Below are 15,654 nucleotides of genomic sequence, written 5' to 3' on the forward strand. Positions count from 1 at the left end.
GCTCCGCTCTCTGCCTTTTTGGAAGGAGGGACCGCCATGATCCTGGCACTGTGCCTGGACGACAAAAACGGCATGGCCTTCAACGGCCGCCGGCAGAGCATGGACCGGCTGCTGCGGGCCGATTTACTGAAGGCGGCGGGGGAGAGCCCTCTGTGGGTGAGCCCCTACACCGCCAAACAGTTCGATCCCGCCCCTGCAAACCTGTGCCCGGCGGAGGACTTTCTGCTCCGGGCGGGCCCGGGCGAGGTCTGCTTTGCCGAGTTTCCCCCTCTGGCCCAGGTGCTGGACAGGGCGGAGGGGATTCTCCTTTACAGATGGAATCGGACCTATCCCGCAGACCAGTATCTGGATTTTGACCCGGCGGCGGCAGGGTTCCGGCTGGTCTCCACCACCGACTTTTCCGGCTCCTCCCACAAAACCCTGACCAAGGAGGTCTACACCAAATGAAACGAATTTCTGCCGCTCTGCTGGCGCTGACTCTGCTGTGTGCCTTGACCCTCAGTGGTTGTAAAGGGAATGAACCTGTCCCCAGTTCCGCCCCCGCCGCTTCTTACGACCTGACCAGCCTGCCCGATTACAGCGGCGCTCCCTATGTGGCGGTCAATGACAATGTTCCTTACTTTACAGAGGAGGACTACACCACCAACTCCTTTGAGTCCTACAGCGACCTGGACGCGCTGGGCCGCTGCGGGGTGGCTTACGCCTGCGTGGGGTCCGATCTCATGCCCACCGAGGACCGGGAGAGCATCAGCTCGGTGAAGCCCAGCGGCTGGATCAACGTGGAGTATGACGGGCAGTACCTCTACAACCGCTGCCACCTGATCGGCTTCCAGCTCACCGGTGAGAACGCCAACGAGAAGAACCTCATCACCGGCACCCGGTACATGAACGCGGACGGGATGCTGCCCTTTGAGAACATGGTGGCCGACTATGTGAAGGAGACCGACAACCATGTGCTCTACCGGGTGACCCCTGTCTTTGAGGGGGACAACCTGGTGGCCTCCGGGGTGCTGATGGAGGCCTACAGCGTGGAGGACAGCGGGGAAGGGGTCACCTTCTGCGTGTACGCCTACAACGTGCAGCCCGGCATTACCATCGACTACGCCACCGGGGCCAGCGCTGCCGGCGGTGAGGAGGTACCCCAGCCCTCCGCGCCCGCTCAGACCACCAGCGGCTCGGAGGAGACGTCTCAGCAGTACGTCCTCAACACCAACTCCATGAAGTTCCATTTCCCTGACTGCTCCGGGGTGGCCTCCATGAGCGATGCCAACCGCCAGGACTACACCGGCTCCCGGCAGGATCTCATCGACCAGGGGTATGCTCCCTGCGGCATCTGCAAACCCTGAGGGAGCGCCAGCCCCCATTCATTTCTTCCCAAGCGAGGTTTCCCATGAAAGACATCGTCACATCCTTCGGGGCCTGGATTCAGGCCCTGTGCGACAAAAACCCGGAAAAGGCCCGGAAATGGCTCACCACCGGCTACCGGGCCAAAAACCTGCAATTAAAGCTGGCCCCCGGCAAGCTGACCACCAAATCCGCCCAGATGGTGGCAGTCCAGACCATGAACTCCATGATCGCGCCCCTGGCCCACCCGGACAAGGCGGCCATGGTCAGCCTGTTTCTGCCCTGTGAGCCCCTCCAGGTGCTGGGGCTGTCCCCCTACTCCTGCGAGGGCTTCGGCTGCTTCCTGTCCGGCACCCAGGCGGAGGGGGCCTTCCTCCGCTACGCCGAGAGCGAGGGCCTGCCCGAGACCTTCTGCTCCTACCATAAGATCTTCATCGGGGCGGCGGAGAAGGGCCTGATGCCCAAGCCCCGGTTCATTCTGTCCACCACCCTGGCCTGCGACGCCAATCTGCTCACCTTCCGGCGGCTGGCGGAGTACTTTGACGTGCCCCACTTCATGGTGGACGTGCCCTACCGCACCGACCAGAGCGCCGTGGACTATGTGGCCGACCAGCTGCGGGACATGGTGGCCTTTCTGGAGCAGCAGACCGGCCGGAAGCTGAGCCAGTCCGCGCTGGAGGAGACGGTGGCCCGCAGCAACCGGAGCCTTGCCAACTACCACCGCTATATGACCCTGAAGGCGGACAAGTGCATCCCCTGCGAGATGACGGGGGAGATGTTCGCCGCCTTCGCCCTCCATATCCTGCTGGGCACCCCGGAAACCGAGGCCTTCACCCTCCAGTGTCTGAAGGATGTAGAGCAGGCGGGACCGGCGGAGGGGGTGCGGCTGCTGTGGCACCACACCACACCCTTCTGGGTGGCCCCCCTGCGGCAGGTCACCGACTTCAACCGGGACGTGCAGATCGTGGGGTGCGATATGTGCTTTGAGGGCATCCAGCTCACCTTTTCATCCGACCCCTATGAGGCCATGGCCCAGCGGGTGGTGTACTCCGCCTTCAACGGCCCGGTGTCCCGGCGCATTGAGAAGGGGGTGGAGGCCGCCCGCCAGCTCAAGGCCGACGGAGCGGTGTGGTTCTGCCACTGGGGCTGCAAGCACACCCTGGGCGGGGCGCAGCTGGCCAAGGAGACCTTTGAGGGGGCCGGCATCCCCACCCTGGTACTGGACGGCGACGGCTGCGACCGCAGCCACGGCGGCGAGGGCCAGCTGGCCACCCGCATGGAGGCCTTTGTGGAGCTGCTCAAGCAGGGAAAGGGGGGACAGGCATGACCCACTATATCTGTAAATACACCCCGGTGGAACTTTTGCGCGCCCTGGGGGGCGAGTGCGTGGTGCTGGACCAGATGCCCGACTCCTTTCCCCTCAGCGACCAGCTGGGCCATCCCAACCTGTGCGGCTTCGGCAAGGCGGTGCTGGAGGCCTGCCTGTCCGGGCAGGTACGAGAGCTGGTGCTGGTCAACTGCTGCGACGTGATCCGCAGCGTGTACGACATCCTGCTCCAGCACGGCAAGCTGGACTTCCTCTACCTGATGGACCTGCTCCACTGCGGGGGCGACTGCGCCAAAACCCGGATGAAAGGGGAGCTGCTGGCCCTGGCGAAGGCCTACGGGGCCTACAAGGGCGCCAAGTTTGACGAAACCGCCTTCCGGGCGGCCTTCCAGCCTCTGGACCGGCCCACGGAGCCCTACCTCAGCGTGCTGGGAGGCAGGGTAGGGGACAAGCTCTTTGAGGCCATGGAGGAAGCGCTCCCCCTGCCGGTACGCAACGACACCTGCGTCCACAACCGCAGCGTGGCCCCGCCGCCGGAGGGCGGGGACTTTGATTCCCTGATGGGCTGGTACGCCGGGGCTCTGCTGGAGCAGATCCCCTGTATGCGGATGACCGACGCCGCCGGGCGGCGGCAGCTGGTGAACGACCCCCATCTCAAGGGTGTGGTGTACCACACGGTAAAATTCTGCGACTACTACGGCTTTGAATACTCCGGCCTGCGCCATGAGCTCACCGTGCCCATGCTCAAGCTGGAGTCGGACTATACGGCGGGGAGCAGCGGACAGCTGCGTACCCGGCTGGAGGCCTTTGCCGAGACCATGGTCCCGGCACAAACCACAGCGAAAAAAGGAGGCAACGCCATGAGCGGCGGACGGTATTATGTGGGCATCGACAGCGGGTCCACCAGCACGGATGTGGCCATTCTGGACCGCAACCGCCAGCTGGTGGCGGGGGTGATCCTGCCCACCGGGGCGGGGGCCTCGGCGGGCGCGGAGCGTGCCCTGGAGCAGGCCCTCAAACAGGCGGGGCTCACCGAGGGGGACATTGCCGCCACCGTCACCACCGGCTACGGCCGCTCCGCCATCCAGATGGGGGACAAGTCCATCACCGAGATCACCTGCCACGCCAAGGGAGCCTACTTCCTGGACTCCACTGTCCGCACCATCATCGACATCGGCGGCCAGGACAGCAAGGTGATCCGGCTGGACGACCAGGGCAACGTGGTCAACTTCCTGATGAACGACAAGTGTGCCGCCGGTACCGGCCGCTTTCTGGAGCTGATGGCCCGCACCCTGGAGCTGTCCATGGAGGAGATGAGCTGGGCCGGGCTGGAGTGGAAGGAGGACATCGCCATTTCCTCCATGTGCACCGTCTTTGCCGAGTCGGAGGTGGTGTCCCTCATCGCCCAGAACAAGGACCGGGGTGACATCATCCACGGCCTGAACCAGTCGGTGGCCTCCCGCACCGCCGCCCTGTGCCGCCGCCTGGGGGGCGAGCCCAACTATATGATGACCGGCGGCGTGTCCAAGAACCGGGGCGTGGTGGAGGCCATCCAGCGGGAGCTGGGGGTGGAGCTCATCGTCTCCGACCGGGCCCAGCTCAACGGCGCTCTGGGCGCCGCCCTCTTCGCCCTGGAGGGGTAATCTCATAGCTATTTCAAAGACCTTCCCTGTGGGGAAGGTCTTTTTTTGCCGCTGGATGTACCAAAACATACAACAAATCCCCCCAAACACACTACAGGTGAAAGGGGGGAGGCCCATGAAGCTGGTGCGCTACGGCAGGGAGGGGGCGCTGACCAACTATCTGCCCCTGCCCAGGCCGCTGCTGGAGCTGGATCTGTCGGGGACGGCCCTGCTGCTCTATGCTCTGCTGCTGGACCGGGCAACCCTGTCCCAGAAGAACGGCTGGTGGTCAGAGGAGGGGTGGGTGTATGTGCGCTATCCCATCGCCAGGCTGGCGGCGGCGCTGGGGCGGGGAACCACAGTGGTCAAGAAGCGGCTGAAGGAACTGGAACAGGCGGGCCTGATCCGGCGGGTGACGCCAAGGAGGGGGGAGGCCAGCCAAATTTTTTTGTCCCTGCCCGAGGACACTTTTTTGACCGGGAGCGGGCCGAAAAACCGACCAAGACCCGGTCGGAAACCGGACCATGACCAGGGCGGAAAAGCGTCCCCTAACAACCTGAGGGAACAACGGAACTTAAACAACCATTCTTATCAATATAGAGAGGGGGAGAGTTTATAATGGAGACATGGGATCGGGAGGCGCTGAAACGTGAGGCACTGGAGCAGAGCAGGATCAAGTGGGCCGCCAAGCGGCGGGAGCAGATGTTCCAATCCGCTCAGGAGCTGAAACAAGCCACCTTTGAACGGGACTGCGGAGCGGTGCCCCAGCTGGCGTGGGCCAGGCGGTATGTGGAGCACTGGGACGAGATGTGCCGGGAGAACATGGGCCTGCTGTTCTGGGGCCCGTCGGGGACGGGCAAGACCTACGCCGCCGCCTGCATTGCCAACGCCCTGACAGAGCAGGCGGTGGTGGTGCAGATGATTACCTTGGGGGACGCGCTGGTACAGTTGTTCGGCATGAGCGGCGAGGAGCGGGTGCGGTATCTGAACTCGCTGACCACCTGTGGGCTGCTCATTTTGGACGACTTCGGCGTGGAGCGCCGGACGCCCTACGCCCGGGAACAGATGTACGAGATCATCAACCGCCGGTATCTGTCCGGGCGGCCCATGGTGGTGACCACCAATCTGACTCTGAAGGAGCTGAAAAACGCCGACCGGGACGATAGCCGCATCCATGACCGGGTGCTGGAGCGGTGCGTGCCGGTTTGCTTTGACGGAACCAGTCTGCGGCAGGAAAAAACGGCGGAGCGGATCAAACGGATGCAGACGCTGCTGACCGGCGGCAGTCCGGCGGATTGACAAAGGTCCGCCGGGATGGTATCGTTGTCATAAACCGAACAGGCCCACAATCGCCGTAGGGGCAGATGCCCACATCGGCCCGCCTGAACCGGGCGTGTCTGTTCGGAACTGACAAACAAAACACATACAACAGCATTTTTTATTTTGTTGCAGCAGCCGCCGGCGGAGCCGGGCCGTATGAGGCCGGGCCGGGGCCGGCTGGAGGGACCCCTCCGGACCTCAACTACGAACTCAACAAAATAAACTGCCGTTTTGTTGAGTACAAGGCGGGGCAAGGTGCAGATGACAGGGAGTGCGGAGAGGTCCGTACTCCCTTCTTTCGTCCCCGCCCGTGGCGGGAGCGGGGGCCGCAGCGCGGCCCCATGCCCCTGCGCCTCCCCCCTCCCACGGGAGGGGGGACGGGAGGGGGAAGGGCAAAAAGAAAGCGCCCGCCCTCCACCATGGCCTACGTCCAGCCTTGCGGCTGGCGGTGGAGAGCGGGACGCCCCTGCATCACCCATGGTAGCACAGACGTTCCAGGTTGTCAAGACCCAGGCCCCACCGCGCCGCCCCTTGCTGTCCGAAGATCGGGCCGGGGGAGGCGGTCAAGGGCGGCCCCTGGCCGCCTGGCTGGACCCTTGACCGCCGCTGCGCGGTCTGATACCCCAACGGAGGGGGGCGCGGCGCGGCAAAGGGCGGCCGCAGGCCGCCCCCAGCGCCCCCCGGAGGGAGGAAGGCGCGGCGGCCCATGGCGATAGCCGGGCCGCCCGACAGGGGCCCGGGGAGGGGGCACCGGCGCGGCGCGGACGGGGCGAAGGGCCGCCCGGAGCAGCCCAAGGGCGAGCACCCCCGCAGCGAGCCCGCAGCGGCGCGCAGGGGGGACCGCACGACCCCCACGCCGGGGGCCGAGGCGGGGGCGAGGCAAGCCCGCCCACGCCCGGACCCGCCCACGCCGCAGCGGGGGCCGCCGGGGGAGCACCGGGACCGCGCCGACGGGCGCAGGCGGCCCGCCGACAGGCCGAAGCGACCCCCGCAGCGACCCAAAGGGAGCGGAGGGGGCCCGAGCCAGGGCCAGCGCGGCCCAGGGGGCCGCAGGGGCCCAGGCCGGGAGCAAGCCCGGAGCGGAGGCCGGGCCGCCGGGCAAGGCCCGCAGCGGGCCGACCGGAGCGCAGGGGGGCCAAGGCCGAGCATACCGATGATGTTCCGCCGCTCACCAGCGGCGGAACAACCGGGGCCGCCCCCCCTCGACGGGGGGCAGGACCCGGCTCCATGCGGTCACGCTGCCGGGCTCCCTTACTTGATACAGGGACAGTATTCCGTCACCCACCAGACCCATGGACGACTTCATCAAGAATCCCATGAGCGTTTCGGCGCTGCTGGCTCGGTCCGGCTCTGGCCGGGGCGGCCTGTGTCATACCGCCAGGGTCAAGACCTATCCCGACGGCTCCAGGGAGGTCCTGGTCTGCGATCAGGCCATCTTCCATCCCCAGGGATGGGAGAGGGCCGGGGAGCGCCCGCCTCGCCGCAGGCGGGCCCAGGAGGCTCCCGAGAGACCCCCGGAGGTCAGGGAGCGGGACAACCTGGACCGCTCCCTGCGCCGGGCCAGGGCCCAGGTCCGGGACCTGGCACTGGCCAACCCCTTCCGCTGGTTCGTCACCCTCACCCTGGACCAGGCCAAGGTGGACCGCTACGACATGGCCAGCATCACCCGGCGGCTCAACACCTGGTTGGACAACCAGGTGCGCCGCCACGGCCTGGCCTACGTCCTGGTGCCGGAACGGCACAAGGACGGGGCCATCCACTTCCACGGCTTCTTCAACGACGCGGTGAAGGCCGTGGACAGCGGCCACAGGGACAGGGAAGGGCACCCCGTCTACAACCTCCCCGCCTGGTCCCTGGGCTTCACCACCGCCATCGAACTCTACGGCGACTACCACGCCGCCGTGGGCTATGTCTGCAAGTACATCGGCAAGCAGGGCGACAAGCCCGGCGGGCGGTGGTACTACTCCGGAGGCGATCTCCAGCGCCCGGCGGTGGAGTTCGCCGACGTGAGCATCCGGGAGGCGGTGGACCTGGCCCCGGAGGGCGGGGTCCACCACTTCGACGTGCCGGAGGCCGGGCTGTCCTTCGTCCTGGTCCGGACCCGGCCAGTGGCAAGAGAGGAGGAACCACAGTGGCAGGGATGGGACCTGCGCTGCGCTGCCCCTGGTGGGGTCAGTGCGCCGTCCACAGCTGTGTGGGCTATGTCCGCCTGTGCGCGGAGCGCTGGGCGGCGGACCAAAGCGCCCGAACATCAGTTCGAGAATCAGGAGCAGTTGACAATTTTCGGAAAGTGAAGCCGACCGCCCAAAGCCTGGGGCCCAGAGGGCCCAGGCGGGGCGGGGCGGCAAAGTGCCCCCCGGAATCCGGGGGGCAGAAGGGAGGATGCATGAGGACAGGATACCTGTTGGAGCGGGAGGTGGGCCACGTTCTGGCCGCCCTCACGCCGTCAAACCGGCTGGTCTGCCGGGTCTGTTTACACACCGGCCTGCGGGTGGGGGACGTGCTGGCCCTACGGACGCAGCAGCTTGCGCCCCACTTCTGGGTGGTGGAGCGCAAGACAGGCAAGCGCAGGCAGGTGGGCCTGCCTGCGGGCCTGCTGCGCGACATCAAGGCCCAGGCCGGGGAGGTCTGGGCCTTTCCGGGCCGCAACCCGGCCAAGCCCAGGACCCGGCAGGCCGTATGGGCTGACGTGAAGCGGGCCGCCAAGGCGTTCCGCCTGGTCCAGAACGTGGGGCCCCACAGCTTCCGCAAGGTCTACGCCGTGGAGCTGCTGCGCAAGTACGGCGACCTGGACCGGGTGCGCCGGGCGCTCAACCACGGCAGCTGTGCCACCACCATGATCTACGCCATGGCCGACCGGCTCATGACCGCCAAGGGCAAGGCAAAGACCGGGCGCGGCGGCATCACCGTCTGGTGACATTGTCAATTCCCAGTTGACACACCGGCCTCGCCTGTGGTATGCTGGCTCCGTTGAGAGGAGGTGCCAACGTGACGGATATGCTGCGGATCGCTCCGGGCTCCCGCACCAGGCAGCCTTGCGCTCAACAAAACGGCTATTTTGTTGGCGGGCGGGTCGATACCGCCCGCGGAAGTTCAGTCCTTGAAGAAGCCGGCCCCGAGAGGGGGCGGCTATGAATTTAAACTACGAACTCAACAAAATAAAAATTTTGTTGAGTTGAGAGGAGGGGGAAAGCCCCCATGGACCATAATGACTACAAATTGACCGCTCCTGAGCTGCTCCGCAACTTCCTGGTCTACCACGAGACCATTCAGGGCCACTCCAAGAAAACCGTGGACGAATACTATCTGGATCTGCGCAACTTCTTTCGCTACATCAAAATGGAAAAAGGCCGTGTGCCCCGGACCACGCCGCTGGATCAGATCGACATCGGCGACCTGGATCTGGATCTGGCCCGTTCGGTGAATCTCAGTGACGTGTACAGCTACATGAGCTACCTCAGCCGTGACCGGGTCAAGCACGCCAACAGCCCCACCTCCGGCTACGGCCTGGAACCCTCCGCCCGGGCCCGCAAGATCGCCGCCATCCGCTCCTTTTATAAGTATCTCTCCAGCAAGGCCAAACTGATCGGTGAAAACCCCATGCAGGACCTGGATTCCCCCCGGCTGAAGAAATCCCTGCCCCGGTATCTGTCCCTGGACGAGTCCATCATGCTGCTGGAGGCCGTGGACGAGCCTAACCGGGCCAGAGATTACTGCATTTTGATCCTGTTTCTCAACTGCGGGCTGCGAATTTCAGAGTTAGTCGGTCTTAACTTGACCGATGTCCGGCAGGAACAGCTCCGTGTGCTGGGCAAAGGCAACAAAGAACGGATGATTTTCCTCAACGAAGCCTGCCGGGAGGCGCTGGACGACTGGCTGGAGGAACGGAACAACCAGGCGGCGGCGGACAAAAACGCCCTCTTCCTCACCCGCTCCCACACCCGCATGACCACGGCGGCTGTCCATTATATGGTAAAACAGCGGCTGCTGAAGGCGGGCCTGGACCCGTCTCTCTACTCCAGCCACAAGCTGCGCCACACCGCCGCCACCCTGATGCTGCAAAACGGCGTGGATGTGCGGACCTTGCAGGAGGTGCTGGGCCACGAGAACCTGAACACGACTCAAATCTATACCCACGTGGACAACGAGAATCTCCGTGCCGCCGCCAAGGCCAATCCACTTGGAAAGGCGCGAAAAAAGAGTAAAAAGGATGAAAATAATGAAGGATAGGGGCGCAAATACGCCCCTATCCTTTTTTGAGTCAAATCTGCCTATTCCCCCGCTGCCATTTCATAGGCCCGCAGGGCCAGCAGAATCCCCTGCTCCACGGTGGTGGTGTCCTTGGGCGACAAGGTGGTGCCGGAGGTGCCCTTCAAAATACCGGCGGCATGGAGCGCGGCCATGGCCTCCTGTGCCCAGGGAGAGACCTGGGCGGCGTCGGTATAGCCAGACAGGCTGCCCTGCTCCGTCAGTATAGTTGTACCGGTTTGAGACTCTATGTACCGGACGGCGCGGTACAGCATGGTGGCTAGCTGTTCCCGGCTGATGTAGCCATTGGGGCTGAAGCGGCTGCCGTCGCCCAGGCCGTTCACCAGTCCAATCGCGGCAGCCTTGCGGACCCACAGATCGTCGGTGTCGGTAAAGGTTTCCTCCGCCGCCGGGGTAATGGTCTGGCCGGTCACCTGTTCCACCAGATTGGCCGCCAGCTCTGCAAACCGCCGCCGGGTGATGCGGAAGGTGAAATAGCTGTCGTTACTCTCCGTCACCAATCCCTCTGCCTTGGCCTGCTTCATCTCCCCCTCCGCCCAGGGGCTGGTATAATCCCTCAGGCGGGGATCAAAAATCAAATTCATTTTATTGTTGACTTCATCGCCCCAAGCTACTCCATCAGAAAATTCTATGATATTGACGTAATATGCGCTATAGGATAGCGGCAACGGCCCAAAAACCATCTCGCCCTGGCGATCCATTAAATAGCTCTCCCCGTTTGGTAAAGCGACTTGCGCCAGCTCCTGCTGAAAGCCTCTGATGACCTGAACGTCTTGCGGAAGAATCAATTCCGTCTGTCCCTGTGTATTGACGAATTTCCACTGATCTTTCCCTAGTTCTCTTACGGGGATCAGCCCTTCTGAGCAAGGGAGAGTCTCTTCATAAACGGGACCTGTAAGTTCCTGGCCGGAGAGGTCTACCAGCCCCTTTGGGATCGGATCATCCAGTGGTATAGGCTTATCCTTGTACGGATAATAGATGGCGCTGCACACACCGTTGTAAAAAGCATCGGTAAGCTCAAACCGTTCCTGCGGCTGAATCAGGATTGTCCCGTTCTCGTCTGCCAGTCCCTCTTTATACTCCGTAGACAGGATAAACAACGGATGCTCGTCACTGGTGCACACACCATCTGTATAGGAATCCTGATAGGAAATGTCATCATATGTACAGGGGATGATCTCGTTTCCTTCCAAATCGATCACGCCATCATAATCACCCAAATTAACAATGACTGTGTTGCCCCGGGGATCACTCATATAGTCGTACTGAGGAGCCACAATCCATACGCCGGTCTTGTCAATCAGGCCGTACTTTCCCATTAGATCACGCGCCACCGCTACACCGTTGTAAAACGATCCTATTTCAGAAAATTGGTCGCAGGTAAACACAGTTTTTCCCTCGGTGTCGATGACCCTTAATGGTCTGCCTTCAAAGTTAAAAATAGTGGCAATGCCCTCATGAAATTCGCCGCCGTTAATTTCAGAGGGAAGGGGCAGCACGAGAGCGCCAGTCTGATCTACATAACCGCAGATACGCTCAGTCTTCACAAAAGCCCACCCTTCAGAGAAGGCGCCCGCTGTCCAGCAACGCTCCAAAGGGAACAGCCACTCTCCCCATTGATTGCTGTAATTCATGTATATATTCTTCGGGTACACATACCCACCGATTTCGACACCGCCTTCTACTCTGAGCAGAGGTAGGGCGCTGTTTCTTGTTGAAAAATCATCATAGGCAATACCATATGCCGGGTCAGGCCCCATATCCACTTGGACATAATCTACTTCACTGCCCACTGCTTTTGCCGAAGGAAAAATCGAGCAAGTGGCTAAAAGAAGTGCAGCCAGAGCAAATAACGGTATCCGTTTGTTGAATTTCATCGTATCCCTCCCTGCCCCAAGTTTGATCGCATAACACGGTCTTTTCTTCCTCTGTCTCCATCATAACCCATCCCCTGTGCCCGGTCAAGGATTTAGCCCCGATTCTACCCGTGCCCAGGCAATGGACGTCGGGCAGGGATAACCCCCGCCCCAGGACTTTCAGAAACAAAAAAATGGCCGCCAAATGGCGGCCATTTTTTCTCTCTTCACTTGTTCGCCAGCGCGGACAGCTCCTCCAGTGTCACCTGGTAGGCCTTTTCGGCATGGATCAGCCAGTCCGGCTTGTCCGCCGGTACCGGCAGGGTCTCCCCCCGGTTGAACAGGATGCGCTCCGCAATCCAGGCCAGGAAGGCCGGATTCTTCACCAGCACCGGCCCGGTGATGTGGGTACCCACCACGTTACCCTGGCGGAAGCCCTCGGGGCCCCCCTCCTTCTCATTGCCCATGCCCATGGTCATGGCCTCAAAGATCGGGGTCTCTACCCCGCTGGTGTGGGAGCACTTGTTCATAAAGCCCACCACCGGCTCCGGGAACAGGTCGGTCTTGGCGATGGCGTCGTGGGGCACCCGCTTGTCGGTCTCCACGGTGGCAAAGCCCCCAAAGCCCAGGCCCTCATACACCGTCCCCTTCTGGTCGGTGATGGAATCCCCCAGCAGCTCCATGGCGTTGCCGGTGAAGAGCACCAGAGAACCCTCCACCGCCTCTTTCAGGGCGTCTTTATAGGGCGTCAGCCAGCCCAGGGCGGCCTTCTGGGTGCGCTCGGTGCCAGCCCCCATGTAAATGAGGTCAGCCCCGGTAAAGTCGGGGGCCTCGTCACAGCCCACGGCCTTGACTTCCACCTCAGCGCCCCGCCAGGTGAGATAGCGACCCAGCAGGGTGAGATTGGCGTACTCCCCGTACAGGCTCATGGCCTCGGGGTAGAGATGCAGCAGTTTGATGTTCATGTCCACCCCTCCTTATTCCGTCCGCTGGACCCGGCCCAGCAGCTTGTCCCGGTCGGAGAAGCAGGTGACCACATACAGGTCCTCTTCCCCGTCCTGCTCCAGCAGCTCCGCCGCCTGGGCCACGGTGTCCAGGCAGGTGATCTTGTCCTGAGGTACCGCCGAGCAGTCAAACCGCAGGGCCAGGTCGTTGACATACTTGCCGCACAGCACCACACGCTTGACATGGGGAGCAGCCAGCTGATCGAAGTCGATGTCCCACAGCCAGCTGGTCTCGCCGGTGAAGTATTTGCGGCTGATGGCGTCCACGATGACCAGTACCGAGCAGTCCTTGCCGGTGTCCTTGATATACCGCAGGTTGGTGTCGTAGGCCACCGAGTTCTCATGCTTGCTGGTGAGCAGGGTGCCGTGGTGCTTGCCCAGAGTGAAGGTGACCATCCGGCCGTTCTTCAGGATGTAGCTGCCCAGCACACTGGCGATGGTGGCCTTGTCCACCCCGCACAGCCGGCACAGGGACCAGGCCGCCAGGATGTTGTACACGTTGTAGATGCTGCGGAAGCTGAGGGCAATCTCGGTATCCCCGTCCAGCACCAGCTTGCCCTCCTTCAGGTCCAGGCCGGTGGCGGCAAAGTCGGGATCGTGGCGGTGGTGGCCGCAGGCGGTACAGCGGTAATGGCCCACCTGATTGTAGTGGTAAAGGGTGTACTCCATTTTCCCTTTACACACCGGACACCGGGCGCCGTCGTCATAGACCCCGTGATGCTCCTTGGTAGCCCCCTCCCAGGCCTCCAGGCCGAACCACTTCACCTTGTCGTGGCCCTGGGCGAAGCAGGACACCAGGGGATCGTCGGCGTTGAGCACCAGGGTGGTATCGTCGTGGATGGCGGGCAGGATGGCGTCATACACCCACTCGGGATGGCCGTTGCGGGTGAGCTGATCCCGGTACAGGTTGGTGATGACGAAGTGGGTGGGATGGAACCACTTGAAGCTGTAGCGGGCGTAGCGCTCGTCGCTCTCCAGCAGCAGCACGTCCCCCTTCATCTTCCCGCCCAGGGTGCAGTGGGTGAGGATGAGTGTGGTGACACCCTCGATCTGGTTGGAGCCCTCGGCGTTGTACACCACGTCCTTCCCCGCCGCACGCAGCACCGAGGCGATCATCTCCACGGTGGAGGTTTTGCCGTTGGAGCCGGTGACGGCGATGACGTAGGAGGGCAGCTTCACCCGCCGCAGCACGTCGGGGCACAGTTTTAAGGCAAATTGGCCGGGCAGGCTGCTGCCCTTCCCCACCAGCTTGCCCACGAAGCGCAGGATCTTGCACAAAATGATGGCCAGCATCATTCTCATGGACAGTTCACTCCTTGTTAAATGCGTATTTTATATTATATCCACCCCTATGGCAGGAAGTCAACGGCCTGAGGCGGATTGGCGGGGATTTTGTCATTCCCCCATTCCCCGCCGGGCGGATAAAAAAGAGACCGCCATCGGCGGTCTCTTTTCACAGGGCGGAACTTACTCCGCCAGGAACTTCTTCAGACGGGCCAGGCCCTCCCTGATGTTGTCCATGGAGGTGGCGTAGGACCAGCGGACGAAATTGGGCGCGCCGAAACCGGAGCCGGGCACCACGGCCACCAGGCCGTACTTCAGGAAGGCGTCGGCAAACACATCGTCGTTGGTGATCTCCACCCCGTGGATGGTCTTGCCGATGAGCTCGTTCAGGTTCATCATCACATAGAAGGCGCCCTCAGGCATGATGCAGCTGACGCCGGGGATGGCGTTCATCTCCTTGACGATGAAGTTGCGGCGCTCCTCAAAGGCCTTCTTCATGGTGAGCACCTCATCCTGGGGACCGCTGAGGGCGGCGGCGGAGGCCTTCTGGGAGATGGCCACCGGGGAGCCGGTGGAGTGGCTGACGTAGTTGGCCATGATCTTGGCGATCTTGGCGTTGGCGCAGGCGTAGCCGATGCGCCAGCCGGTCATGGCGTAGGCCTTGGAAACGCCGTTGATGAGGATGGTGCGCTCCTTGGCGTCCTCGCTGAGGGAGGCGAAGCTGGTGAACTCCCGGCCGTCGTACACCAGGCAGGCGTAGATCTCGTCGGAGATGACGTACAGGTCGGCCTTGGCACACACCGCCTCCAGAGCCTCCAGCTCCTCCCTGCTGTACATCATGCCGGTGGGGTTGGAGGGGTTGTTGAGGATGATGGCCTTGGTCTTGTCGGTGATGGCCCCCTCCAGCTTGTCGGCGGTGAGCTTGAAGTGCTCGTCCTCGGTGGCGGTGACCACCACGGGCACGCCGCCCACCATCTTGATGAGTTCAATGTAGCTCACCCAGTAGGGCGCGGGCAGGATGACCTCGTCGCCGGGGTTGACGATGGCCCGCAGAGCCAGGTACACCAGGTGCTTGGCGCCGCTGCTCACCACCACCTGGGCGGGCTTGTAGTCCAGGCCGTAGTCGGCCTTCATGCGGTCGCACACCGCCTGACGCAGCTCCACGGTACCGGCTGCGGGGGTGTAGCGGGTCACATTGTTCCGGATGGCGGCAATGCCCGCCTCCTTGATGGCGTCGGGGGTATCAAAGTCGGGCTCACCGGCGCCGAAACCGATGACGTCGATGCCGTCGGCCTTCATCTGCTTGAACATGGCGTCAATGGCCATGGTGGTGGACGCCTGGACGGCCTCCGCGATCCTGGACAGCTCTTTCAATGGAATCTCTCCCTTGTATCCGTTTTCTTGACATATTATATGCGTCGACTTGCAGAATTGCAAGTCCTTATTTGAAAAACTTCCGGGTTTTTGAATGAGCACAAACCTCAAAATGCAAAATGGACTGCCGGTCAGCAATGAACACAACCACCAGCGAAGCTGGTGGTTGTCACTATGCGGGCATAGCCCTCTGTTCCTCGCGGACGCGTGCAACGCGTAATACGGTCTGCCAGCTGCGTAAGGACTGTTACTTG

General features: G+C 62.6%; 13 protein-coding genes. 9 read left to right on the forward strand and 4 right to left on the reverse strand.

The window, feature by feature from the left end:
- Nucleotides 1-36 precede the first annotated feature (36 nt).
- From B5F94_RS01965 to B5F94_RS02000, 9 genes are all read left to right on the forward strand, one after another.
- Nucleotides 37-447: a hypothetical protein gene (locus B5F94_RS01965; RefSeq protein ID WP_087327167.1), complete on the forward strand. Its 411-nt coding sequence runs from the start codon at nt 37-39 to the stop codon at nt 445-447.
- Entirely contained in the window at nt 444-1,346 is a 903-nt protein-coding gene (locus tag B5F94_RS01970) for a DNA/RNA non-specific endonuclease (protein ID WP_087327170.1), read from the forward strand. The genes B5F94_RS01965 and B5F94_RS01970 overlap by 4 nt, the downstream gene beginning before the upstream one ends.
- 44 nt (nt 1,347-1,390) lie before the next feature.
- Nucleotides 1,391-2,671, forward strand: coding sequence for a 2-hydroxyacyl-CoA dehydratase subunit D (locus B5F94_RS01975; RefSeq protein WP_087327173.1), 1,281 nt, complete (start codon nt 1,391-1,393; stop codon nt 2,669-2,671).
- The gene (locus B5F94_RS01980; RefSeq protein WP_087327177.1) at nt 2,668-4,314 is read left to right on the forward strand and encodes an acyl-CoA dehydratase activase; all 1,647 of its coding nucleotides are present in this window, start codon (nt 2,668-2,670) and stop codon (nt 4,312-4,314) included. The genes B5F94_RS01975 and B5F94_RS01980 overlap by 4 nt, the downstream gene beginning before the upstream one ends.
- Nucleotides 4,315-4,429: 115 nt before the next feature.
- Nucleotides 4,430-4,912, forward strand: a complete 483-nt coding sequence (locus B5F94_RS01985) for a replication initiator protein A (protein WP_158100237.1) — start codon at nt 4,430-4,432, stop codon at nt 4,910-4,912.
- Nucleotides 4,912-5,592, forward strand: coding sequence for an ATP-binding protein (locus B5F94_RS01990; RefSeq protein ID WP_087327183.1), 681 nt, complete (start codon nt 4,912-4,914; stop codon nt 5,590-5,592). The genes B5F94_RS01985 and B5F94_RS01990 overlap by 1 nt, the downstream gene beginning before the upstream one ends.
- 1,313 nt (nt 5,593-6,905) lie before the next feature.
- Nucleotides 6,906-7,907 carry a rolling circle replication-associated protein gene (locus B5F94_RS16380; protein WP_158100238.1) on the forward strand — a complete coding sequence of 334 codons (1,002 nt, stop codon included), beginning with the start codon at nt 6,906-6,908 and terminating at the stop codon, nt 7,905-7,907.
- A gap of 92 nt (nt 7,908-7,999) precedes the next feature.
- The gene (locus B5F94_RS16105) at nt 8,000-8,530 is read left to right on the forward strand and encodes a tyrosine-type recombinase/integrase (RefSeq protein WP_158100239.1); all 531 of its coding nucleotides are present in this window, start codon (nt 8,000-8,002) and stop codon (nt 8,528-8,530) included.
- Between the two features lie 281 nt (nt 8,531-8,811).
- Complete coding sequence (locus tag B5F94_RS02000; protein WP_087327186.1) at nt 8,812-9,843, forward strand: tyrosine recombinase XerC; 1,032 nt, start codon at nt 8,812-8,814, stop codon at nt 9,841-9,843.
- A gap of 41 nt (nt 9,844-9,884) precedes the next feature.
- Here the strand turns inward: B5F94_RS02000 and B5F94_RS02005 are convergent, their stop codons facing one another.
- From B5F94_RS02005 to B5F94_RS02020, 4 genes are all read right to left on the reverse strand, one after another.
- Nucleotides 9,885-11,759: a WG repeat-containing protein gene (locus B5F94_RS02005; RefSeq protein ID WP_087327191.1), complete on the reverse strand. Its 1,875-nt coding sequence runs from the start codon at nt 11,757-11,759 to the stop codon at nt 9,885-9,887.
- Between the two features lie 206 nt (nt 11,760-11,965).
- Nucleotides 11,966-12,703 carry a hypothetical protein gene (locus B5F94_RS02010; RefSeq protein ID WP_087327194.1) on the reverse strand — a complete coding sequence of 246 codons (738 nt, stop codon included), beginning with the start codon at nt 12,701-12,703 and terminating at the stop codon, nt 11,966-11,968.
- A gap of 12 nt (nt 12,704-12,715) precedes the next feature.
- Complete coding sequence (locus B5F94_RS02015) at nt 12,716-14,044, reverse strand: Mur ligase family protein (protein ID WP_087327197.1); 1,329 nt, start codon at nt 14,042-14,044, stop codon at nt 12,716-12,718.
- 165 nt (nt 14,045-14,209) lie between these two features.
- Nucleotides 14,210-15,400: a pyridoxal phosphate-dependent aminotransferase gene (locus B5F94_RS02020; RefSeq protein WP_087327200.1), complete on the reverse strand. Its 1,191-nt coding sequence runs from the start codon at nt 15,398-15,400 to the stop codon at nt 14,210-14,212.
- Between the last annotated feature and the right edge of the window lie 254 nt (nt 15,401-15,654).

Source organism: Flavonifractor sp. An4 (genome assembly GCF_002161755.1).
Lineage (GTDB): Bacteria > Bacillota > Clostridia > Oscillospirales > Oscillospiraceae > Flavonifractor > Flavonifractor avicola.